Origin of the sequence: Ochrobactrum chromiisoli, assembly GCF_026241335.1 — a bacterium.
In the GTDB taxonomy this organism is placed as follows: Bacteria; Pseudomonadota; Alphaproteobacteria; order Rhizobiales; family Rhizobiaceae; genus Brucella; species Brucella chromiisoli.
On the sequence record NZ_JAPHAV010000001.1, the window covers coordinates 473,898 to 497,350 of the forward strand.

Here is a 23,453-nt window from a genome sequence, read left to right on the forward strand (position 1 = left end):
CACTTTTGCTGGAAATGCTCTAGTTTGATTTGCCGAAGACTGACATCCGCATAAACTCCCCGTTATATTCAGCGATTTCGACCAACCTGGGCCTGTCGAGAATTTCGACTTTTGACGCCTTGAATATTAAAAGTCCTTCTTCGCGCAGTTCGCGCAGCATGCGGTTGAGATGAATTGGCGTTAATCCAAGCGCATCAGCCAGCTGGTATTGCGTCAAGGGGCAGTAAAACGCGTCCGGTTCCTCGCTCATACCGCAGGCACGTACGCGGTCTGCCAGCTCCAGCAAAAGATGTGCTGTGCGGACAAAAGCGCTCCGGCATCCGACATTGGTCAGATGCTCCACCAGCATAGCGCGTTGTCTTGAGAGCATTTCAATGAAGATCATGCCGAGCCGCGGCATTTTCCAGATGGTTTCTCCAAGCGACGTCAGCGGTATCTCGTAAGCTGACATCGGGGTGATTGTCTTAATCGTGTTGTAACTATAGCCGTCAGCGGTTCTCAGCCCGATAAAATCACATCGCATCGGAAAGTCGATGATCTGACGTTCGCCACCCGAAAGGTCACGATAAACACATCCCCAGCCTGAACGCACCAGATGGATGCTGCGGACCGACGCACCCTGATTGATGATGACGGCATCTGCCGGGTAACTGGCTTCGGTGATTGTCAGTGACAGAAGGGTTTCTTTTTCCTGCACGTTGAGTTTGGCCAGGATTGGAGGCGATTCCAATAAGCTGACCAAGCCGTCAATCATGAGGGCTGTGGTGTTTTGGTTCCCACTTTGCATCCGCCGCCTATGCCCCACGAAAGTTATAGAATTTATAACTTTCAGTTCCCGAAGTCGTTCTTATGGTCAGCTTATTTTTTTATAAAACGCTAACATAAGTTAATGACACGTTTATTTAACAATAGCAATATTTAGACCAGTCTTCATCATGATTAGCAATAAAAACCAGAATAAACTGTCGTAGTTTTTGTCATGCCTAGTGTTTTGCGTTGAATGCAAACCTGAGTAACAGGGGAAACTAAAGCAATGTTTGAAGTTAGGGAACTGTCTTTATGGGCCGCCCCCGATGGGGCAGGGAATGGAACTTCGGTTATCGGCGGCGCAAGAATAAGGGACCGAGAATATGCGGCCGGTTTGCCTGTGCAGAGTGAGCCTCATCTGATGCTGGTCTGCAAAAGCAATCTGGAGCGTGAGTGCCTCTTCAATGGGCTGGTGATGAACGGGTTTAAACTGCCTGTCGTCAGCTATGCCGCAGTCGATAAGAATATGCCGTTAAACGGCGCAATCGTCGTTCTCATGCATATTGGTTCTAAGCGGCTTGCTGATCCTTTTTTTTCTGACGAAATTGAGGCGACAGTCAAAGCCTGGCATCCGATACCCGTTGTCCTTCTTGCTGAGCGCGAAGAGTGGCAGCAGGTACTCCGCGCTATGGAACTGGGCGCGCGCGGTTATATCCCAACATCGGTTGATATAAAGATTTGCGTGGAAGCGATCCATCTTGCAATGGCCGGTGGCATGTATGTGCCTGCATCCATGCTCATGAAACCTGCGGCGCAGAATATGGATGATGATGTGCTGGGGGAATTGCTGACTGCGCGTGAGGTTGAGGTCGTTCATGCAATCAGGGTAGGAAAGTCCAATAAAATTATCGCTTTTGAGCTTGGAATGAGCGAAGGCACGGTAAAAGCGCATGTTCATAATATCATGCGAAAGATCGGGGCTGCAAATCGAACGGAAGTTGTCTGCAAGCTCCATCAGATGTATGGAACTCAATTGAACGCAGAATGAAGGCCTGTCCAATATTCGAACATGAATACACAAACAAAAAATGCGGTATTATCCAATAGCTGCGTTTTGACGGGGTCGCGTTGTTGGAGGAAATAAGTATATTTTTCAAAAATTAGAATAAGCTAGGTTTATGTGCACCCAGAAGAAAGAGTAGGGTGTGTGTCTGATGGATTGTAAAAATCAACAAGCGGTGTGGAGAGACAATGAGTTTCTCCCTGATTTTTCATCAAGCGGTTGCTTTCTTTAGCAAAACAGCGAAATTACGAACCTGTTATAAGAACAATTCTATTGCCGGGAACAAAATGCAGCTTACCCCTCGTCACAATGCAATTCTGGATATCGCCCGCAGGCAGGGGCAGGTTCTCGTCGATGATCTGGCGAGTGTTTTCGATGTAACGCCGCAGACGGTGCGCAAGGATCTCAATGATCTGTGCAAGGCGCGTTTGCTGCGCCGTATTCATGGTGGTGCGCTTTATCCATCCGGCGTGGAAAACATGGAATATGAAGCGCGGCGCCGCATTGCAGCGCATGAAAAGGAGCTCATCGGTCGTGCGGCCGCTGAAATGATTCCCGATGGTGCGTCGCTGTTCATCAATATCGGCACGACCACCGAGGCTGTCAGCCACGCGCTCATTGATCATAACAATCTGATGGTCATCACCAACAATATCAATGTCGCCAATACCCTGCGCGTTTATCCCGAGATTGAGGTCATTATTGCTGGCGGCGTTGTGCGTGCGTCCGATGGCGGTATCGTCGGGGAGGCGGCGGTTGATTTCATTCGGCAGTTCAAGGTCGATTACGCAATCATCGGCGCGTCGGCAATCGATGAGGATGGTGCGCTGCTGGATTTTGATTTCCGCGAAGTGAAGGTGGCACAGGCGATCATCGCCAATGCGCGCCACGTCATTCTGGTGAGCGACTCGACCAAGCTGGAGCGAGCAGCGCCCGTTCGTCTCGGACATATTTCGCAGGTTCACAGCTTCATCACCGATCGATGCCCCTCACAGCAATTGCGCGATTTGTGCCGTGAAAATGAGGTCGAACTCATCGAAACGGTGAAAGAAGCCTTCGCAGAACAGAAAGAATCGTAGTTTCGTTTCATTTTCGTTTTGCTTTCGTATTAAATCAATTATATTCGCTTTGGTGATCGGAGAGGATCTTCAGGTTTCGCCATGGCACAAGATAAAATATTCGACATTTTCGTAATTGGCGGCGGCATCAATGGATGCGGCATCGCAAGAGACGCGGTTGGTCGTGGCTTTAGCGTTGGGCTTGCCGAGATGAACGATCTGGCAAGTGGCACCTCGTCGCGTGCCACAAAGCTCATTCATGGCGGTTTGCGCTATCTGGAGCATTACGAATTCCGCTTGGTGCGCGAAGCGCTGATGGAGCGCGAGGTGCTTTGGGCCAACGCGCCGCATCTGATCCACCCGATGCGTTTTGTGTTGCCTTATCATAAGGGCGGGGTCCGCCCGGCATGGCTTTTGCGTCTTGGCCTGTTTCTCTATGATCACTTAGGTGGCCGCAAGAAGCTGCCAGCCACGCGCACACTTGATATGCGCACCGATCCCTCGAGCGCACCTTTGAAGCCGCTTTTCACCAAAGCTTTCGAATATTCCGATTGCTGGGTGGATGATGCGCGCTTTACAGCGCTGACTGCGCGCGATGCGGCTGATCGTGGTGCGATGATCCGCACGCGTGCAAAGGTGGTCTCGGCGCGCCGCGATCATGAAGCATGGACGGTAACGCTTGAAAATATCGATACCGGTCTGCGCGAAGAGTTTCGTTCGCGTCTCTTGGTCAATGCTGCCGGTCCATGGGCGGATAAGGTATTGGAAGGTGTCGAAGGTGATCGCCAACTGCACAATGTGCGACTGGTGCAGGGCAGCCACATCGTGGTGCGTCAAAAGTTCTCCGACCCGCGCTCCTATTTCTTCCAGAACAATGATGGGCGTATCATCTTCGCTATTCCTTATGAGGATGATTTCACGCTGATTGGCACCACAGATCAGGATTATAAGGGCGACCCGGCCAAAGTCGCAATCAGCGACCAGGAAACCGATTATCTCTGTGCTGCGGCAAGTGAATATTTCCGCGAGCCGGTGCGCAGAGAGGATATTGTCTGGACCTATTCCGGCGTGCGCCCGCTCTATGATGATGGGGCCAGCAAGGCACAGGAAGCAACCCGCGATTATGTGCTCAAAGAAGATGCGCCGCAGGGTGCCGCACCACTGATCAATGTGTTTGGCGGTAAGCTGACCACAGCCCGCAAACTGGCCGAACATATGCTTGAGAAGATCGAGCATCATCTGGGCAAAAAGGGCGCGCCATGGACCCATGCAGCTTCTCTGCCGGGCGGTGATTTTGAAGCAACGGCTTTCGATCAGGAGCTTGAAAAGCTAAAAGCGGATTATCCGTTCTTGTCAGTACCCCATGCCCACCGCCTGTTTAAGCTTTATGGAACCCGCGCGCGCGTTCTGCTGGGAAAAGCGACGTTATTGGCCGAGCTTGGACAGCATTTTGGCAGCGATCTTTACGAGACTGAAGTGCGCTATCTCATGGAGCATGAATGGGCGCATACGGCAGAAGATATTCTCTGGCGCCGTAGCAAGCTTGGCTTGCGTTTGAGCGTAAACGAGGTTGCTGCTCTCGAAACTTTTATCGAAGCTACCAAAGTCGCGTAACGGTTCGCTTGCAACCTGTCCTATAAAAAGTCATTATCCTTCCATTCGGCGGTTTCCAGCCTTTCTGGGAGGAAAACATGGGTGCACCGCAAGACCGAGTTCATGCTGACCGTATTCAGTCCGCTATTGATACGGGCGGTGCTGCGCGTTCGGCGCTGGTCGCCTCATGGCGACGGTCTTCGCGCCTCTATGGGCTTGATCCTGCGGAAGTGGGGGCTGTTCAAACGCTTTCCGATCATGAATTGCGCAATGCGCGTCAGCGTATGGAACGCGTGATCAGCATCGCACAGGCCAGCATGGACCGCCTTTATATGGCGGTTGGTGGCGTGGGCTGCTGCGTGCTTCTGGCTGACAGTCAAGGCGTGCCGGTTGAGCGCCGTGGTGCGGCGGGTGACGACGATACGTTTTATGACTGGGGCCTATGGACGGGTGCGGTCTGGAGCGAAGCGGTCGAGGGCACCAATGGAATTGGCACCTGTCTTGCCGAACAGCGCGCTTTGACCATTCATCGTGACCAGCATTTTCATACGCGCAATATTGGACTTTCCTGCACGGTAGCACCCATTCATGACCATCAGGGCCGTCTGATGGCGGCACTTGATGTTTCGTCCTGTCGCAGTGATCTGACAGAGGCTTTCGTACAACTGATTTCAGTCGCGGTCATTGACGCTGCACGGCGGATTGAAGCCGAGAATTTCCGGCAGGCTTTCCCGGATGCGCGCATTATGCTGGCCCCAAGTGCTGACCGCACCGGCGGCGCACTGATTGCGGTTGATAAAGACGATCTGGTGATCGGTGCCACGCGCGCAGCCCGCCTTTCGCTCGATTTGACCGATGATGCTCTTGCGACCGCCTTGCCTGCGGCTGATCTTCTTGGCTGGAATGCCGATCCGCGTGAGGATATGGCAGAGTCTGAACGAAGCGTCATTCTCCGTGCCATCGCGCGTGCCGAAGGCAATGTTTCATCGGCAGCCAAGCTTCTGGGCATCAGCCGTGCCACGCTTCATCGTAAGCTTAATCGCCTTAAAATCACACGGCCAAATTAGTTTTTCCAATGTGTCTCATTATTGAGACACATTGATGCAGCATATTACGAGGCGCTGGATGACTCCTCCCAAGAGCCGCGCCACATTGTGTCTGAAACGCCGTAGGAGCGGCGTTGAATTTCGGGAGGAATACCATGAACAAGGTTGAATTTCATCGCTCCGTAAAGCCGGAGTTTGCCAAACGTTATGGCAATTTCATCGGCGGCAAATGGGTAGAACCCAAGTCGGGCCGCTATTTCGAAAATACATCGCCGGTCAATGGTCAGGTGCTTTGCGAAGTCGCGCGTTCTGAAGCGGCGGATGTTGAAGCAGCCCTTGATGCAGCGCACGCAGCAAAAGAAGCCTGGGGCAAGACAAGCCCTGCTGAACGCGCAGTGATCCTCAACAAGATTGCTGATCGTATTGAAGCCAATCTGCCAAAGCTCGCGGCTGCCGAAACATGGGACAATGGCAAGCCGATACGTGAAACCACCAATGCCGATCTGCCGTTGGCCATCGACCATTTCCGCTATTTTGCCGGTGCAATCCGTGCGCAGGAAGGTGGCATTTCCGAAATCGATCACGATACGGTTGCTTATCATTTCCATGAGCCACTCGGTGTTGTCGGCCAGATCATCCCATGGAATTTCCCGCTTTTGATGGCTGTGTGGAAGCTCGCACCAGCCCTTGCCGCCGGTAACTGCGTGGTGCTCAAGCCTGCTGAACAGACACCTGCTTCGATCCTCGTTCTGATGGAAGTCATCGGCGATCTGTTGCCTGATGGTGTGCTGAATGTGGTCAATGGCTTTGGTCTTGAAGCGGGCAAGCCGCTGGCCTCAAGCCCGCGCATCGCCAAGATCGCCTTTACGGGTGAAACGACGACTGGCCGTCTCATTATGCAATATGCCAGCCAGAACCTCATTCCAGTGACGCTGGAACTGGGTGGCAAGTCGCCAAACATCTTCTTCTCCGACGTGACAGCCGAAGATGATGATTATTTTGACAAGGCAATTGAAGGCTTTGTGATGTTCGCGCTTAATCAGGGCGAAGTCTGTACCTGTCCAAGCCGTGCGCTGATCCATGAAAAGATCTACGACAAGTTCATGGAACGGGCATTGAAGCGCGTTGAAGCCATCGTGCAGGGTGATCCACTTGATCCGGCAACCATGATCGGTGCGCAGGCCTCCAGCGAGCAGCTTGAGAAGATCCTCAGCTATATCGATATTGGCAAGCAGGAAGGCGCGGAAGTGCTGACCGGTGGTGGACGCAATGAGCTGGCCGGTGATCTCGCAGGTGGCTATTACGTCAAGCCGACCGTGTTCAAGGGCAACAACAAGATGCGGATTTTCCAGGAGGAAATTTTCGGTCCTGTTGTGTCGGTCACGACCTTTAAAGACGACGCCGAAGCGCTCGCGATTGCCAATGATACGCTTTATGGCCTCGGTGCCGGTGTCTGGACCCGTGACGGCACGCGCGCCTATCGCTTTGGTCGCGCCATTCAGGCTGGCCGCGTCTGGACCAACTGCTATCACGCCTATCCGGCGCATGCGGCATTCGGCGGTTACAAGCAGTCGGGTATCGGTCGCGAAAACCACCTCAAGATGCTCGACCACTATCAGCAGACCAAGAACATGCTGGTGAGCTACAGCCCGAAGAAGCTTGGCTTCTTCTAAAAGAACAAAATGGTCCGGGATATTCAATCCCGGGCCGTTTTCCTTGTTTCCTCCCAGGAAAGGGTCGGGTTGGCCGGCCTCGGTGCCTGCCAATCCGACCCGTTACAGCGCATCCCGAAAAGTGTGAAGCGGTTTTCTGGAAAAGATGCGCGATATAAAACAGAAGGATGTTTTCGAAATGGCTAAGACAATGAAAGCTGCTGTGGTTCGCGAGTTTGGCAAGCCGCTGACCATTGATGAAGTGCCAATTCCGGTGCCGGGCGATGGTCAGATTCAGGTAGCAATTCAGGCATCCGGCGTGTGCCATACCGATCTTCATGCTGCTGAAGGCGACTGGCCGGTAAAGCCAAACCCGCCATTCATTCCGGGTCATGAAGGCGTCGGTTTTGTCTCTGCCGTGGGCAAGGGTGTCAAGCATGTGAAGGAAGGCGATCGCGTCGGTATTCCATGGCTTTACACGGCTTGCGGTCATTGTGTGCATTGTCTTGGTGGTTGGGAAACGCTCTGCGAAGAGCAGCTCAATACTGGCTATTCAGTCAATGGCGGCTTTGCTGATTATGTGGTTGCCGACCCGAATTTCGTTGGCCACTTGCCAAAAAACATCGAGTTTAACGAAATTGCGCCGATCCTCTGCGCAGGTGTGACGGTTTATAAGGGCCTCAAGGTCACCGACACCAAGCCGGGCGACTGGGTGGTGATTTCCGGTATTGGCGGGCTTGGCCATATGGCGGTGCAATATGCCAAGGCCATGGGGCTTAATGTGGCTGCCGTTGATATTGATGACAAGAAGCTTGATCTTGCGCGCAGGCTTGGTGCGACGGTCACGGTCAATGCCAAGACGCATAATGATCCGGCAGCTTATATCAAGAAAGAAACCCATGGCGGCGCGCAGGGCGTGTTGGTGACAGCTGTTTCGCCAAAGGCTTTTGAGCAGGCCATCGGCATGGCTGCACGTGGTGGAACAATCGCATTGAATGGTCTTCCGGCTGGCGAATTTCCGCTGTCGATTTTCAACATGGTGCTCAATGGTGTGACCGTGCGCGGCTCCATCGTTGGTACGCGTCTTGATTTGCAGGAATCGATCGACTTTGCAGCAGATGGCAAAGTTAAGGCGACCATCCGCACCGATAAGATCGACAATATTAATGCGATTTTTGATGAAATGCGCGCAGGCCAGATCGAAGGCCGCGTGGTTATGGACCTGACGCAGTAATCGGTCCATACTATCATCAGAGCCGCCGTAGCAATGCGGCGGCTTTTGTATAGCATAATCCGACCGGAGCGGAGTGAGGATCGATAAGATTATGCTTCAAGCAAAAGACTGTAGAGCGCCGATCTGATTTTATCAGATCGAAACGCGCTCTGTGGGAGGAGGATCCATGCCGCAAGTCTTGGAACAACAGCAGGTCACAGCGACCGATGCAGCGCTGGAGCTGATCGCTGAATTGCAGGCTGAATATGGACCGATTATGTTCCACCAGTCTGGCGGTTGCTGCGATGGGTCATCGCCGATGTGCTATCCGCAGGGCGATTTGCTGCTGTCTGACGCTGACGTGAAGCTCGGCGAAATCGGCGGCGCACCATTTTATATCAGCGGTTCGCAATATGAGGCATGGAAACACACTGAACTGATCATTGATGTCGTTCCCGGACGCGGCGGCATGTTCTCGCTCGATAATGGTCGTGAAAAGCGCTTTCTCACCCGCTCAAAGATATGTTTGATTTAACTCTTTGCGTTAAATAGCAAAGCAGCTAGTAGATGATGCATATCACTTGGGAGAGAGTGCATTCCGGCCATGGCCGCATCCAATAAAAGAGCAACCATCCATGATGTGGCGCGTCTTGCCGGCGTGTCGATCAAAACCGTTTCGCGTGTTTATAATGACGAGCCGAATGTCCGCGACACGATCCGTGAGCGGGTAAAAGAGGCGGGTGCTGAATTGCGCTATCGCCCCAATGCCGCAGCGCGCAATCTGGTAGAGCGCCGCTCGCATCTCATCGGGCTTTTCTTTGAAAATCCGAGCCAGAGCTATGTCACGGAATTGCAGATCGGCGCGCTGGATCGTCTGCGCGGCACCCGCTACCGGCTTCTGATATTCCCCGTCGAGAACCGTGCAGATATTCGCGGCTCGCTGATCGAAACAGCGCACGCGTCCGGTCTTGATGGGATTATCGTAACGCCCCCCATGTCGGACGATCCGGAAATTTTGCAGGAGTTGATTGCATCCGCGATGCCGTTTACGCGTGTGGCGGGTGATTTTGGCGTGCATCCCACAGACAGCATTGCGATTGACGATGAGAAAGCAACCTGCGATCTCATGCAATATCTGCTTGATTTGGGACATAGGAAGATTGCAATCGTCCTTGGCGATCTTACGCATCGTTCAGCGCAGTTGCGCGTTGAGGGCTATCGCAAGATGCTGGATCAGGCGGGTATTACGCATAATTCTGATTATGAAGCGCAAGGCGGCTTCAGTTTCGCAAGTGGGTTGGAAGCAGGGCGAAAACTTTTATCGCTGCAAGACAGGCCGACGGCTGTTTTTGCCTCCAATGATGATATGGCGGCGGCGGTTCTTCAGATTGCCTATGATTATAAGATCGCCGTGCCTGACAATTTGACGATCGTAGGTTTCGATGACAGTGCCATTTCGAGCATGGTTTCGCCGCAGATTACCACCGTGCATCAGCCAATCCGCGAAATGACCTATGACGCAGTGGATATGTTGCTCAGCCAGATTGAAACCGGCGAAGCATCGCCTTCACGCCATATCGATTACAAGCTGATTATTCGGCAATCATCAGGCAAGGTTTCCAATTAAAAAATGGGCCGGTTTCCCGGCCCATTTTCTTTATGGCAGTTCAAGCCCTTTGGTCAGTTCCAGCGCCTGCCGTTCGAACAGACGGCGATAGATACCGCCGGGCTTGCGGATAAGCGCATCGTGATCGCCTTCTTCCAAAATTTGGCCCTTGTCGAAGACCAGCAAGCGGTCAAGCGCACGAACCGTTGAAAGCCGGTGTGCAATCACGAGCGTTGTGCGACCGATCATCAGCCGTTCCATAGCCTGCTGGATCAGCACTTCCGATTCTGAATCAAGGCTTGATGTCGCCTCATCCAGAATAAGGATCGGTGCATTGGCCAGAAACGCACGGGCAATCGCCACACGCTGACGTTCACCGCCCGAAAGCTTCACACCGCGCTCACCGACAAGTGTCGCATAGCCCTTTGGCAGACGCATGATGAAATCATGCGCGCTTGCAAGCTTTGCAGCTTCTTCAATCTCCGCCTGTGTTGCACCGGGGCGGGCATAGGCAATGTTTTCGGCCAGTGTGCGGTGAAACAGGATCGGTTCCTGCTGCACGATAGCAATCTGCGATCTAAGTGAAGCCTGTGTAACTTCGGCAATGTTCTGTCCGTCAATGCGGATCTCACCGCCACTGACATCATAAAGACGCTGGATCAGCTTGACGAAGGTCGTCTTGCCCGAACCTGAATGACCAACCAGACCAATCCGTTCACCGGCTTCGATCCTGACCGAAAAGTCGCGATACAGTGCTGCATCATGATTGCCATAATGGAAGGTGACGTTATCAAACGTGATCTCGCCATTTCCGATCCTGATTGCGCCAGCACCGGACCTGTCGGCAATGCCGTAAGGCTCGGCCTCAATCTGAACCAGTTCTTCCATGTCGTTGACCGAACGCTGTAGGTTGCGGATATGCATACCCACATCACGCAGATAGCCCTGCAACATGAAGAAGGCCGTCAGAACGAAGGTGATATCACCCGCCGTTGCCTGCCCTTGGCTCCAGAGATAGAGCGCAAAGCCAATCACCACACCGCGCATGATGAGCAGGTTTGCACCTTGAATAAAGCCGTTGAGCGTGCCGATCAGCCATGTGCGGCGTGTGCGCGAGCGCCATTTGGTAACGACTCGTGCAAGACGTCCGTCTTCGCGTGCTTCGGCACCGAATGCCTTCACAACCGCATTGCATGAAATGGCATCGGCCAGAGCACCGCCAAGTCGTGTATCCCAGCTGTTGGCAAGTGTTGCCGCAGGCGCAACAAAGCCCAGTGAAATCACAATCGTGCAGACGATGAAAAGCACAGAGCCGATTGCCACCAGCACGCCCATCATTGGCCAGTACCATGCAAGCAGTGCAACCGAGCCGAACAGCATCAGGATTGATGGCAGAAGCGCAAGCAGCAGCGTGTCATTGAGCAGATCAAGCGCCCACATACCGCGCGAAACCTTACGCACGGTCGATCCGGCAAAGGCATTGGCATGCCAGTCGGTCGAAAAGCGTTGCAGCTTGTGAAACGCGCTCGCGGCCATGTCACTCATGATCTTCAGCGTGAAGTCCGTGATGACATAAAAGGTCAGCTGACGTGTGATGAGCGCCAAAGCACCCAGCGCAAGCAGCATGATCAGCGCATGAATGGCTGCATCCCACGCCCCATCCTTGCCGAGTGAAAGGGCATCAACCAGCCGCCCTGAATAGAGCGGTGTGAGAACATCTGCGGCTGTTGCAAGCAGCATGCTGATGATGATCAGCGTCAGCCGCAGAGGCTGACTTCGCCAGTGGCTGAAGGTGTAGCCGAGGACGCTGCGGAAAACAGGCCCCCGGAAATTGATACGAAACCGGGCCATATGAATATTACCAGACCGCACAAGCGCGGATTCTGGTTCCTTTAAAAGCATTTTCAGCAAGAAGTGCGATGCGGTTTTGCGCCGGCACATGCGTGAAAACGAAGACAAAACAAACAGCTGCTAAGAGCTGCGGCAAATTTGGAAGTGTTTAGGAATGCGCCCTTTGGGAAAGGACAGTGAGGCCTTAGCCTCTATTGCGGGCCAAGGACTTAAAGCTCGGAAGCGCCCGCGTTGACACCGGGCACCGACGGAAATGGATAGACACGCATCTCATACCTCTTGCCAGTGTTTCAGATGTGTGCACAATAAATGAGCAAATCTATTTGCCAAGTGGCAAAATGCAGAAATTTGTTTTCGGCCTATTGAGTGTGGCAAAAATGCTGCCTTACAGCTTTCGGGGCCATGCGGCGAGCTTGCGCGCAAAATGCGCGATTGTTGCATGCAGGATCATGGTGAAGGCGGCCAGCACAAACAGGCTTGCAAACATCAGATCGACCTTGGCGCGGCCGTTAGCCAGCAGCATCAGATAGCCAAGGCCTTTCGATGCTCCCACCCATTCGCCGACCACAGCACCGATGGGCGCATAGACGGCTGCAAGGCTTAATCCTGACGCAAGCGAAGGGAAAGCTGCGGGAATGCGCACGCGAAACAGAATCTGCAAGCGTTTGGCACCGAGATTTTCAGCGGCATTGATCAGTGTCTGATCGGTTCGCTGCATTCCATCAAGAAAAGTGGAGGCGACTGGAAAGAAGATCATCAAAATGGTGACGGCAATTTTTGATGCCGGTCCATAGCCGAGCCAGAGGGTGAGGATCGGGGCCAGCGCAAAGATTGGAATCGCTTGAGAGAACACCAGCATGGGCATGACGAGCCGTTGTGCGATCGGCGACATCATCAGCGCGATAGCTGTGAGCACGCCAATGGCGGAACCCAGAAACAGCCCGCCCAGCACTTCGCCAAATGTCACGACGGCATTATCGGCAATCAGCTGCGCATTGGTAATCAGCGACTGCACAACGTCGAGCGGACCGGGCAGGATGAAGCGCGGCATCTGCCAGATGCTCACCACGGCCTGCCACAATATCAGCACAGCAATCGCCGACGAAAATCCGTCGGCGATGCGTTTTTTGCGCGAGCGAGGTATCACGCTCGTCATGCTCCTTTAAGGCCCATCGACCAGAAATCTGCTTCAAGCCTGCTGGCGGTTGCAAAAATCTGGCAGAGCTTTGGCCAGCGCGGACTGTTCTCGAAATCCGGGCCGAGGCGGTTCATTGCGGCCTGATCAAAAAGCCTGCCAACCGTGTGGCACATTTCCTGATAATCAGCGCCTGCATATGTGTCGATCCATTCCTGATAGGGCGTGCCGGTATGGGCAGTGGCCGCGAGATTGACGCCGATCTCGCCATAGCCATGCGCGCAGGGCACAAGTGCGGTCAAGAGGTCGAGGAAATCGCCTGCCTGTCCGCAATCGAGCACGTAACGCGTATAGGCGAGGTTTTCCGGCTCTTCACGCGTGTTGTAAAGATCGTCTTCACTGATGCCTTCGCGTGCACAGATGCCGACATGCAGCGGCAGTTCCGTGACAGTTAGTCCATGCATGATTTCGGCACAGAGCCGCGTTTCCTGCAAGCTGCCTGCCTTCACAACACCCAGCGCAAAGGCGCGGGCATAGTGATGCAGATAGACATAATCCTGCCTGAGATAATGCAGGAATGCCGATTTCGGCAGCGTGCCATCGCCCAGTCCGCGCACGAATTCATGATCGATATAGGGAGCCCAGTCTTCAAGCGTTGCGGCACGCAGGCGGGTGAATAGTTCGGATGAATAAAGCGGTTGAGTGGTCGTCATGGCTTGTCGCCTTTCGCATTCACATCAATCGCCAGTTTCTCAACCGGCAGGATCGAAGGCACGAGACCGTTTTCGTTGAGATAGGCTTCGTAGCGGTTCCAGCGTCCGTAATCGAGACTTGCGGGCGAGCGTGAGAAACGGGCCACTGTGTCTTTCCATGCGCGCTGGTTCAGTTCGCCTTTGAGTTCAGAACTATAAGACGCAAACAGATCGTAGCTTTGCTCCGGATGATTGACGATATATTGCGCGGCTTTTTCGGTGGCTGCAAGGAAGCGCGAAATCCTCTCCTTTTCCGCAGCATCGAGTTTGTTTGCATTGGCAACATAGACCAGCTCGTCATAGACCGGCACGCCTTCTTCCTCGACGAAGAAGCATTTGCCAGCAACCCCTTCAACCGCCATCTGGTTGAGTTCGATGTTGCGATAGGCGCCCATCACGGCATCGACCTGCTTTGACATCAACGCCGGTGCCAGAGAGAAATTCACATTGATCAGCTCGATATCAGAAAGTTTTATGTCGTGATTGCCGAGGATTGTGCCGAGCAGTGTTTCTTCAACGCCGGCTACCGAGAAGCCGATCTTCTTGCCTTTGAGATCGGCAATTGCATTGACGGAACCATCGTCACGCACCATCAGGCAGTTGAGCGGGGAATCGATAAGAGTACCAACGCGGATCAGCGGAATATCGGCGTGGACATCAAGATGCACCTGCTGCTGATAGGAAATTGCGAGATCAGCCTGTCCAGCCGCAACCATTTTGGGCGGCACGGATGCATCCGCAGGGGCGATGATTTCCACATCAAGACCCGCATCCTTGAAGTAACCGAGCTTGTCGGCCACGATAATCGGGCCATGATCAGGGTTTACATACCAGTCGAGTATGAGTTTGAATTTGTCGTTTGCTTCTGCTGCCTGCGCTGTCATCAGGGCGAACGAAGCCGTGGCGCTGAAAAGCGCAGCAAAAATTAGTTTTTTCAATGTTTCCTCCTGAAACTAAATTACATAGGCGCGTGTAACTTCGATCCATTCCCGCACGCGGGCTTCGGGATCGGGATTGAGAGTGATGTCGGTGACGACTGAAACAATGTCAGCACCTGCATTAAAGACGCTCGGCGCACGATCCACATTCATGCCGCCAATGCCAACGAGCGGAATATCGCCGAGGGTGGCTTTCCATTGACTGACGCGGTCCAGTCCTTGTTCATGCCATTTCATCTTTTTTAGAATGGTCGGATAGACCGGACCGAGTGCGATATAGGCAGGCCGTAGCGCTAATGCGCGATCAAGTTCTGCCTCATCATGGCTGGATACACCGAGCTTCACGCCGCTCGCGTGGATTGCATCAAGATCGGCGTCATCAAGGTCTTCCTGACCGAGATGGATGAAGTCGCAGCCTTCCTCAATAGCCAGTTTCCAGTAGTCATTAATGATGAGCTGGCAATCATAGCGGGCGCAGATGTCGCGGGCTGCGCGGATTTCGGTGCGCAATTCGCTATCGCTCTTATCCTTGATGCGCAGCTGCACGAGTTTGATGCCAAGCGGCACCATGCGCTCACACCAGCTGGCGCTGTCAAAGATCGGGTAGAACGGATCAAGGGCCATTACACAAACGCCTTTCCGATAAGGGGGGTGGAGGGGGCAGCCATGTCGCGGGCTTCAATCGGGTCCGCTTCATAGGCGATGCGACCGGCTTCAACAGCGAGCGCAAAAGCGCGGGCGATGGCGGCGGGATCACCCGCTTTGGCAACGGCGGTGTTGATCAGCACGGCATCAAAGCCAAGCTCCATGGCGGTTGCAGCGTGCGATGGCACACCAATCCCTGCATCCACAACCAGTGGAATATCGGGGAAATGCGCGCGCATGGTTTTCAGCGCATAAGGATTGTTGAGACCGCGACCTGAACCAATCGGCGCACCCCAAGGCATCAGCACCTTGCAGCCTGCCTCAATCAGTTTTTCCGCCACCACCAGATCGTCATTCATATAGGGAAAGACGTCAAAACCGTCGTCGCAGAGAATACGCGCTGCTTCGACCAGCCCGAATGGATCGGGTTGCAACGTGTCGTGATCGCCGATGACTTCAAGCTTGATCCAGTTGGTGCCGAAAACTTCCCGCGCCATTTTTGCCGTGGTCACAGCTTCCCGCGCCGTGTGACAGCCTGCCGTGTTGGGCAGAACCGACACACCCAAATCTTTGATGAGGGTCCAGAAGTCCTGACCTGCACGCTGGTTCCCGCTCTCGCGCCTAAGCGAGACCGTCACGATTTCCGTCTTGGACGCGCGAACGCTGTCGGCAAGAATAGCGGGTGATGGATATTGCGCCGTTCCCAAGAGCAGGCGGCTATCAAATGTTTTTCCGTAAAATTCCAGCATCTTAGCCTCCCTGCATGGGGGCGAGAACTTCGATACGGTCGCCTTCGGTGATCAGGGTTTCCTCGCGCTCGTCGCCTGCAATGAATTCACCGTTGAGCGCGGTTGCCACCACCGCCTCATCAAGTTCGATTTCTGCAAGCAAAGCGAAAAGATTGGTGCTCGTGGTCTCAAAGACCTCGCCATTCAGAACAATGGTCATGCCATTTCCTCTAAAAATTCTTGTCCTTGTTCGGCCCCGGTTGCTGCTGCAACCGCCATGCGTGCAACCGCAGGCGAGAGCAGAAAGCCGTGCCGGTAAAGCCCGTTGACATAGATTGTTTGGCCACGCTTGCGCACACGCGGCAGATTGTCGGGGAAGGCGGGGCGGGCATCGACGCCGGTTTCCAGAATTTCTGCCTCGCCAAAGGCAGGATGCAGTGCATAGGCGGCACTTAGCATTTCAAGTGTCGAGCGAACGCTGATACCGCCCCGTTCATCGCTTTCGATCATGGTTGCGCCGATCATGTGGATGCCGTCGCCACGCGGTACGATGTAAAGCGGAATGCGCGGATGCAGCAGGCGCACAGGACGCGAAAGATTGATGTCGCGCGAGCGGACAATCAGCATTTCGCCCTTCACACCGCGCAGATCGGTAAGCTGATCGCGTGCTGCCAGACCACGTGCATCAACCGTTATATCTGTGTCGATTTTGACGTCTTTCGCATCTTGTCCGAGATGAAAGACCACGCCTTTCTTTTGCAGGTTTTCGGCAAGCTCAATCAGTGTTTCCCGTGGGCTGAGATGGCCTTCTTGCGCAAAGAAAAGCCCCTGCCGGAAACGGCCTGCAAGGTCCGGTTCCAGTGCATCAATCTGTTCTTGATCAATCGTATCAAAGGCTTGGGTGCGACGGGCAAAGCGGCGAAGCTCGGTTGCATCGCGATTATGCGATATGACCAGCGTGCCCTTGCGATGGACCGTTGAGACATGCCGTTCCCACCAGCCAATCGCCTCTTGTCCCAGTCTGACGACGGGTTCTTCCGCACTCTCGCCTTCGCACCATGGTGCCAGCATGCCGCCTGCAAACCATGAGCAGCAGTCAGCGCCGATTGCGGTGCTTTTCGCAATCACGGTGACAGCATGTCCCTGATCGTTAAATTCCGCAGCGCAAGCGAGACCAGCAACGCCAGCGCCAATGATGGTGACGCGCATCACACTGTCTCCCATAAATTATGAAAGTGATGCACGGGCCCATGGCCGCTGCCGACTTGCAAGCTGTTTGCCGCTCGGATGGCCGCTTGCAGGTAGCTGTGCGCTTCTTGAAGTGCCTGTTCTAAGACCAAGTTTTTGCCAAGGCCGGCTGCAATGGCTGACGAAAGCGTGCAGCCTGTACCGTGGGTGTTCTGTGTGTCGATACGTGGCGCTTCCAGTCGGATTGTCGGCAGATCGGTACGGATGAGGAGGTCAGTGCAGACGTCGCCTTCGGCATGTCCGCCCTTCATGAGCACGGCCTTTGCGCCGAGCTTGAGCAGGGCGCGCCCCTGTTCTTCCGCCTCATCGTCATTGCGCGCAGTTGCACAATCGAGCAGGCAGGCAGCTTCCGGCCTGTTGGGCGTCAGAACGCTTGCAAGTGGGATCAGTTCATCGCGCAATGTCGAGATCGCGGCCTCGCTTAAAAGCCGGTCGCCGGATTTCGCGACCATCACCGGATCAAGAACCACCGGTCTGGAGAATGATGCAAGGCCCTTGGCGATGGCCAGAATGGTTTGCGGCACGGAAACCATACCGATTTTGACGGAAGCCACATTGAGATCGCTGAAGACGGCATCGATTTGCGCAGCAACGATTTCAGACGGAATGTCATGGACAGCTGTGACGGCCAGTGTGTTCTGCGCTGTGATTGCGGTGATCACGCTCGCGCCATAGACGCCGAGCGCTGAAAAGCTCTTGAGATCAGCCTGAATGCCCGCGCCGCCGCTGCTGTCGGAGCCGGCAATCGTCACGCAGATAGGCACGGATGCGCCACTGCTTGCTTTGGTTCGGGAGAGGCTTTGTCTTAAGTCCATCATGTCGTCTCTCATTCCGAACGGAAAATTGAGACGTCATGAACTTGCTTTTGGGGCTTTGCCCCATGGAGGATATTTCCTCCTTGTTCGCGACGCGCCAAACTCCGTTCCCTACGCAGGTATTACCCGGATCAGGTTCAATGGGTTAACGCGATCAGCGTCTCTCAGCCTCTGATGAGGCACCCCAACGAATTTTGTGCTTTAGGCATAGGACGGAACGGCAGGTGGGTCAAGCAGCCTTAAGAATTGCAATCTGCAAATAAATTTATAAGCACCCCAATTTTCTATATGACTTTTTAAATAACCATGCGTTAAATCAATGCAGGGGAGAATGTCGTCCATTGCAGACGACTTACTTTATTCCTGGAGACATCCTCTCGCGGGGAGATTGGATCAGGGCCAGTCTGATGAGGGGACAATGATGAGGAATCGGGAAGCCGGTGGGGCTCACTCGGACGCTGCTTTGGTGCGCACATCCGAAGAGGATTTTCGCATTCTCTTTACAACGCACCCGACACCTATGTGGGTGTATGATCCAAAGACATTGCGTTTTATCGTGATGAATGAAGCGGCTTACGCGCTTTATGGATACCCGGCTCACAAAATACCTGAGATGACGGTTCTGGATATTCGTCCGCAAGCCGAGCGGGACCGGATGCTGGATGCTGTGCGCAGTGGAAGTGATCTGGAGCGGCCCGAAGGCTGGCAGCACCTCAAAGCCAATGGCCAGATCATTGATGTTGTGACCTATGGGCGTGAGGTCATCTTTGAAGGCAGGCGGGCAATTCTTGCGATCGTGCAGGATATGACCGCGCTTGAGGAGGCCAACCGTCAGGCGAGCCATACCCAGTCGTTGCTTGATGGCCTTATCGACAATATGCCGCTTGGCGTCTTCATCAAGGACATGCAGGACAAAGGCCGTTACCTTCTCTATAACAAGGCTGCATCCACGATAAGCGGTTATAAAATTCAGGATGTAATTGGCTCAATTGATACGGAAGTTTTCCCACGTGAGGAAGCAAAGCTTCTGACGCAGCAGGATCGTCTGGCGATGCGCCGCGAGGGTGTTTTGACCCTTGAGCGTGATATTCGTAGCGCGGACGGGACGCCACGCAGGCTGCGGATCATCAAGCGTCCAATCCCACCCGTTGATGGTGGCAGTTCACGTTATCTGATTGGGCTCATGGAAGATATTACCGAGCGCACACAGACCGCACAGCGCATGACACATGTTGCCATGCACGATAGTCTGACCGATTTGCCGAACCGCGCCTATTTTTCACAATATATTGAAACTATTCTGAAAAAGGGTGAGCGCGCACCGGCATTTGCGCTGTTCTATCTTGATATCGATCACTTTAAGACCATCAACGACAGCAGGGGCCACCAGATCGGCGATTTGCTGCTCACGCAGGTGGCCGCACGCCTCAAGAGCATCACAACCTGCGAGCAGTTTTTGGCGCGTTTGGGTGATGATGAGTTCGCCTTTATCTTCCGCAGCGATACGATTTCCCAGATTGCAATGTTTGCTGATTGCCTTCTTTCGTCCTTTCAGGATCCATTTGATCTTGGTGATACAATGGAATTCGTCTCTTGCAGTGTTGGCATCGCCCATGCCCCTTTGCATGGCGAGGATCCTGACGCGCTGATGCTGAGTGCTGATCTTGCGCTTTATGCTGCCAAGGCTGATGGCCGCAGGACGTTCCGTTTCTACCAGCATTCGCTGCGACTGGCCGTCGAAAAGCGCCACGCCATGACTTCCGATCTGCGGATGGCGTTGGCCGCGCAGCAGTTTGAGCTCCATTATCAGCCGATTTTTAATCTCGAATCAGGGCGTATATCCGGTTTTGAAGCTTTGCTGCGCTGGCGTCATCCATCGCTGGGCATGGTGTCGCCGGTCGAATTTATTCCGGTTGCGGAGGAAGCCGGTCTGATAGGGCCGATCGGAGACTGGGTGCTCAGGCAAGCTTGTCGCGAGGCTGCATCTTGGCCAGCCGATATCAAGGTTTCCGTCAATCTTTCTCCGGTGCAGTTCAATCAAAGCTTTCTGCTTGATTCGGTGACAGATGCTCTTGACGCTGCGGCTCTGTCTCCAGCGCGTTTGGAACTTGAAATCACGGAATCGGTGTTTCTTAAAAACAGCAAACATAACATTGAACTCTTATTCGAGTTGCGTCGTTTGGGCGTGCGGATTGCCATGGATGATTTCGGAACCGGCTATTCATCGCTAAGTTATCTGCGCTCGTTCCCGTTCGACAAGATCAAGGTGGATCGCAGTTTCGTGTCGGGTATCGAGCTTGATACCCGCGATCTTGCGATCATTCAGGCCGTGGCCACACTGGGTGCTGGCTTTCAGATTGTCACGACGGCCGAAGGCGTGGAAACCACGCAGCAACTTGAATGTTTGCGAAAACAGAATTTCGGTGAAGTACAGGGCTTTCTGATGGGGCGTCCGATGCCTGCAACTGAGGTGCCTGAATTCATTCAGACCCGCTGCGGATCGATTCTCGCTGCAATGCATCCTCAAAACGAAATGGTCGTCTGAAAATCATTTCGGTATAAGACTTGACCTTCCAACGGTTGGAAGGGTTATGTATTCATGCAACTCACGAATTCGCTCTTGATAAAAGAGCTGGAAGGGATTGCCATGAACAAGCCAGTCAAACCCGAAAACACAAGTTTCGCTATTCCCGTCGAGGGGATGAGCTGCGCCTCCTGCGTGTCTTCCGTTGAGAAGGCAGTCGCGAAAGTGCCGGGCGTCGACAAGGTGTCCGTCAACCTCGCAACCGAGCGCGCCGATGTGACCTTCAAGGCTGCGCCTGACATGCCCGCTGTCATCGATGCGATCCGCAAGGCGGGTTATGATGTGCCATCGGGAAGTGCCGATCTTGCCATTGAAGGCATGAGCTGCGCTTCCTGTGTGAGCAAGGTTGAAAAGGCATTGAATGCGGTGCCGGGCGTAACCCGTGCCAGCGTTAATCTTGCGACTGAACGCGCGCGTGTTGAACTTGCGGGGCAGGTGCCACTGGGCGACCTTATCAAGGCGGTTGAAAACGCGGGCTATGAAGCCCGTTCTCTCGAAGAAGCGCTGAGCGATGCGAAGCAGGAAACGCAATCCGACAAACGCGATGCCGAAGCGCTTGATCTGAAAAAGAACGCTATCTTTGCTGCGGTTCTGACACTGCCGGTTTTCATTCTGGAGATGGGATCGCATCTTATTCCAGCGGTGCACATGCTGGTCATGGATATGATTGGAACGCAGAACAGCTGGTATTTCCAGTTTGTGCTGACCATGCTTGTGCTTTTTGGCCCCGGCATGCGCTTTTTCAAAAAAGGTATCCCAGCCCTTCTGCGCGCAGCCCCCGATATGAACTCGCTGGTTGTGGTCGGCACAACTGCCGCCTGGGGCTTTTCGGTTGTTGCGACCTTCTGGCCAGATATTCTGCCTGTCGGTACGGTCAATGTTTACTTTGAAGCTGCTGCCGTCATTGTCACGCTGATTCTGATTGGTCGCTATCTGGAAGCGCGCGCCAAAGGCCGAACTTCGGCGGCAATCAGCCGTCTCGTTGGCTTGCAGGCGAAGTCAGCACGCGTCGTGCGCAATGGTGAAACAGTTGATGTGTCGCTGGAAGATGTGCGCGCTGGTGATATTGTGCAGGTGCGCCCGGGTGAGAAAGTTCCGGTTGATGGTGCGGTGATCGAAGGCTCGTCCTATGTGGATGAATCGATGATTACCGGCGAACCTGTTCCTGTTGCCAAGGATGCGGGTGCAGAAGTTGTTGGCGGCACGATCAACAAGACGGGCGCCTTCACCTTCCGCGCCACAAAAGTTGGCCGGGATATGGTCATTTCGCAGATCGTGCGCATGGTCGAAGATGCACAGGCCGACAAGCTGTCCATTCAGGCGAAGGTCGATAAGGTCACTGGCTGGTTTGTGCCAGCCGTTCTGGCTGCGGCGGCTCTTACCTTCATTGCATGGCTTGTTATCGGTGGCACGGCCATGATGGGCTATGCGCTGGTCGACGCCATTGCGGTTGTTATCATCGCTTGCCCATGCGCTATGGGCCTAGCCACCCCGACTTCAATCATGGTCGGCACAGGTCGGGCCGCTGAATTTGGCGTGTTGTTCCGCCGTGGTGATGCGCTGCAAACCTTGCGCGATGCCTCGGTGATTGCGGTTGATAAGACCGGAACGCTGACACAGGGAAAGCCAGCACTGGCGCATTTTGCTGTCGTTGATGGCATTGATCAGGACGAAGCGCTGGCGCTGGTTGCAGCGGTGGAAGTGCGCTCCGAACATCCGATCGCCGATGCCATTGTGGTGGCTGCAAAGGAAAAGGGCCTGAAGCTCGCCGATGTTTCTGCCTTTGAATCCGTTCCGGGTTTCGGGCTGAAAGCCACTGTATCGGGCCATGAAGTTGCCATTGGCGCTGATCGCTATATGCACAAGCTTGGGGCTGATGTTGCAGTCTTTGCCGATGATGCAAGCCGTTTGGGGGATGAAGGCCAGACCCCGCTTTATGCGGCAATCGACGGCAAGCTGGCGGCAATCATCACGGTTGCCGATCCGATGAAGGAAACCACGCCTGCCGCGATTGCCGCCATGCATGAGCAGGGGCTGAAAGTGGCAATGATTACCGGCGATAATCGCCGCACTGCCCAGGCGATTGCCAAGCGCCTTGGCATTGACGAAGTGGTTGCGGAAGTGCTGCCCGATGGCAAGGTTGAGGCTTTGAAGCGGCTGTCGGCTGGCGGCAAGCGCATTGCCTTTGTGGGTGATGGCATCAATGATGCTCCGGCGCTGGCTGCTGCCGATGTGGGCATTGCGATTGGCACCGGCACAGATATTGCGATTGAAAGCGCGGATGTCGTGCTTATGTCGGGTGACTTGCGTGGCGTGGTAAACGCGATTGCCATCTCCAAGGCAACGATCCGCAACATCAGCGAAAATCTGTTCTGGGCCTTCGCCTATAACGTGGCGCTGATCCCTGTTGCAGCGGGTATTCTTTATCCGTTTACCGGCACACTTCTTTCGCCGATGTTGGCGGCAGGTGCGATGGCGCTTTCCAGCATTTTTGTTCTCAGCAATGCGCTGCGCCTCCGGAGCTTCAAGAGCCCGATGGCTTGATCCTTTACCCTTGATCGGCAACCCTCTGGGTTGCCGATAGGTCTTTGGTTCTTTTACATGGTCGCCTCTGGATTTTTCCTTTTGCCGCCTATTTGTTTGGGCAGGCAGTGTTGTGTTGCCTGCAAAGCCATTTGCTGCAACACTTCCACCAAAATCAGGAATACCTCGAATTTCTCTATCCGTGCAGCTTTAGTCAGTCGAACTGCGATGCACGGCAGGGCCATGGTCACTACTC

At 54.1% G+C, this 23,453-nt stretch carries 21 protein-coding genes and 1 riboswitch; of the genes, 10 read left to right on the plus strand and 11 right to left on the minus strand.

Annotated features, from left to right (window positions below):
- Nucleotides 1-19: 19 nt before the first annotated feature.
- The gene (locus OPR82_RS02270) at nucleotides 20-787 is read right to left on the minus strand and encodes a Crp/Fnr family transcriptional regulator (protein ID WP_265982763.1); all 768 of its coding nucleotides are present in this window, start codon (nucleotides 785-787) and stop codon (nucleotides 20-22) included.
- Between the two features lie 246 nt (nucleotides 788-1,033).
- Here OPR82_RS02270 and OPR82_RS02275 point away from each other — a divergent pair, with 246 nt between their 5' ends.
- From OPR82_RS02275 to OPR82_RS02310, 8 genes are all read left to right on the plus strand, one after another.
- Nucleotides 1,034-1,795, plus strand: coding sequence for a response regulator transcription factor (locus tag OPR82_RS02275; protein ID WP_265982764.1), 762 nt, complete (start codon nucleotides 1,034-1,036; stop codon nucleotides 1,793-1,795).
- Nucleotides 1,796-2,097: 302 nt separating this feature from the next.
- On the plus strand, nucleotides 2,098-2,889 hold the full coding sequence (locus OPR82_RS02280) for a DeoR/GlpR family DNA-binding transcription regulator (RefSeq protein ID WP_265982765.1): 792 nt from the start codon (nucleotides 2,098-2,100) through the stop codon (nucleotides 2,887-2,889).
- Nucleotides 2,890-2,970: 81 nt separating this feature from the next.
- Nucleotides 2,971-4,482 carry a glycerol-3-phosphate dehydrogenase gene (gene glpD, locus OPR82_RS02285; protein ID WP_265982766.1) on the plus strand — a complete coding sequence of 504 codons (1,512 nt, stop codon included), beginning with the start codon at nucleotides 2,971-2,973 and terminating at the stop codon, nucleotides 4,480-4,482.
- A 77-nt stretch (nucleotides 4,483-4,559) separates the two neighbouring features.
- Nucleotides 4,560-5,528, plus strand: a complete 969-nt coding sequence (locus OPR82_RS02290; protein ID WP_265982768.1) for a GAF domain-containing protein — start codon at nucleotides 4,560-4,562, stop codon at nucleotides 5,526-5,528.
- Between the two features lie 134 nt (nucleotides 5,529-5,662).
- Entirely contained in the window at nucleotides 5,663-7,180 is a 1,518-nt protein-coding gene (adh, locus tag OPR82_RS02295) for an aldehyde dehydrogenase (protein WP_265982769.1), read from the plus strand.
- A 178-nt stretch (nucleotides 7,181-7,358) separates the two neighbouring features.
- Nucleotides 7,359-8,393 carry an alcohol dehydrogenase AdhP gene (adhP, locus tag OPR82_RS02300; RefSeq protein WP_265982770.1) on the plus strand — a complete coding sequence of 345 codons (1,035 nt, stop codon included), beginning with the start codon at nucleotides 7,359-7,361 and terminating at the stop codon, nucleotides 8,391-8,393.
- A 166-nt stretch (nucleotides 8,394-8,559) separates the two neighbouring features.
- Nucleotides 8,560-8,907, plus strand: coding sequence for a DUF779 domain-containing protein (locus OPR82_RS02305; protein WP_265982771.1), 348 nt, complete (start codon nucleotides 8,560-8,562; stop codon nucleotides 8,905-8,907).
- A 69-nt stretch (nucleotides 8,908-8,976) separates the two neighbouring features.
- Nucleotides 8,977-9,999, plus strand: a complete 1,023-nt coding sequence (locus OPR82_RS02310) for a LacI family DNA-binding transcriptional regulator (protein ID WP_265982772.1) — start codon at nucleotides 8,977-8,979, stop codon at nucleotides 9,997-9,999.
- Between the two features lie 30 nt (nucleotides 10,000-10,029).
- Here OPR82_RS02310 and OPR82_RS02315 read toward each other — a convergent pair whose 3' ends face one another.
- The 9 genes from OPR82_RS02315 to thiD form a co-directional block, all read right to left on the minus strand.
- Nucleotides 10,030-11,829 carry an ABC transporter ATP-binding protein gene (locus tag OPR82_RS02315; protein WP_265982773.1) on the minus strand — a complete coding sequence of 600 codons (1,800 nt, stop codon included), beginning with the start codon at nucleotides 11,827-11,829 and terminating at the stop codon, nucleotides 10,030-10,032.
- A 385-nt stretch (nucleotides 11,830-12,214) separates the two neighbouring features.
- Nucleotides 12,215-12,985 (minus strand): ABC transporter permease, encoded by a 771-nt coding sequence (locus tag OPR82_RS02320; RefSeq protein ID WP_265982775.1) that lies wholly within the window; start codon nucleotides 12,983-12,985, stop codon nucleotides 12,215-12,217.
- Nucleotides 12,982-13,677, minus strand: a complete 696-nt coding sequence (gene tenA / locus OPR82_RS02325; protein ID WP_265982777.1) for a thiaminase II — start codon at nucleotides 13,675-13,677, stop codon at nucleotides 12,982-12,984. The genes OPR82_RS02320 and tenA overlap by 4 nt, the downstream gene beginning before the upstream one ends.
- Entirely contained in the window at nucleotides 13,674-14,654 is a 981-nt protein-coding gene (locus OPR82_RS02330; RefSeq protein ID WP_265982779.1) for an ABC transporter substrate-binding protein, read from the minus strand. Before OPR82_RS02330 ends, tenA begins: the two co-directional genes overlap by 4 nt.
- 15 nt (nucleotides 14,655-14,669) lie before the next feature.
- Complete coding sequence (locus OPR82_RS02335) at nucleotides 14,670-15,278, minus strand: thiamine phosphate synthase (protein ID WP_265982781.1); 609 nt, start codon at nucleotides 15,276-15,278, stop codon at nucleotides 14,670-14,672.
- Entirely contained in the window at nucleotides 15,278-16,048 is a 771-nt protein-coding gene (locus tag OPR82_RS02340; protein ID WP_265982783.1) for a thiazole synthase, read from the minus strand. The genes OPR82_RS02335 and OPR82_RS02340 overlap by 1 nt, the downstream gene beginning before the upstream one ends.
- Nucleotide 16,049: 1 nt before the next feature.
- Nucleotides 16,050-16,247 carry a sulfur carrier protein ThiS gene (gene thiS, locus OPR82_RS02345; RefSeq protein ID WP_265982785.1) on the minus strand — a complete coding sequence of 66 codons (198 nt, stop codon included), beginning with the start codon at nucleotides 16,245-16,247 and terminating at the stop codon, nucleotides 16,050-16,052.
- On the minus strand, nucleotides 16,244-17,236 hold the full coding sequence (gene thiO / locus OPR82_RS02350) for a glycine oxidase ThiO (protein WP_265982786.1): 993 nt from the start codon (nucleotides 17,234-17,236) through the stop codon (nucleotides 16,244-16,246). Before thiO ends, thiS begins: the two co-directional genes overlap by 4 nt.
- On the minus strand, nucleotides 17,236-18,090 hold the full coding sequence (gene thiD / locus OPR82_RS02355; protein ID WP_265983827.1) for a bifunctional hydroxymethylpyrimidine kinase/phosphomethylpyrimidine kinase: 855 nt from the start codon (nucleotides 18,088-18,090) through the stop codon (nucleotides 17,236-17,238). Before thiD ends, thiO begins: the two co-directional genes overlap by 1 nt.
- Before the next feature lie 91 nt (nucleotides 18,091-18,181).
- A riboswitch (TPP riboswitch) is annotated at nucleotides 18,182-18,287 on the minus strand.
- 224 nt (nucleotides 18,288-18,511) lie between these two features.
- Here thiD and OPR82_RS02360 point away from each other — a divergent pair.
- Both OPR82_RS02360 and OPR82_RS02365 read left to right on the plus strand, forming a co-directional pair.
- Nucleotides 18,512-20,635 carry a sensor domain-containing protein gene (locus tag OPR82_RS02360; RefSeq protein ID WP_265983828.1) on the plus strand — a complete coding sequence of 708 codons (2,124 nt, stop codon included), beginning with the start codon at nucleotides 18,512-18,514 and terminating at the stop codon, nucleotides 20,633-20,635.
- Between the two features lie 102 nt (nucleotides 20,636-20,737).
- Entirely contained in the window at nucleotides 20,738-23,218 is a 2,481-nt protein-coding gene (locus OPR82_RS02365; RefSeq protein ID WP_265982788.1) for a heavy metal translocating P-type ATPase, read from the plus strand.
- Between the two features lie 53 nt (nucleotides 23,219-23,271).
- On the opposite strand, the gene OPR82_RS02370 is transcribed toward OPR82_RS02365, so the two are convergent.
- Nucleotides 23,272-23,442 carry a hypothetical protein gene (locus tag OPR82_RS02370; protein WP_265982790.1) on the minus strand — a complete coding sequence of 57 codons (171 nt, stop codon included), beginning with the start codon at nucleotides 23,440-23,442 and terminating at the stop codon, nucleotides 23,272-23,274.
- Between the last annotated feature and the right edge of the window lie 11 nt (nucleotides 23,443-23,453).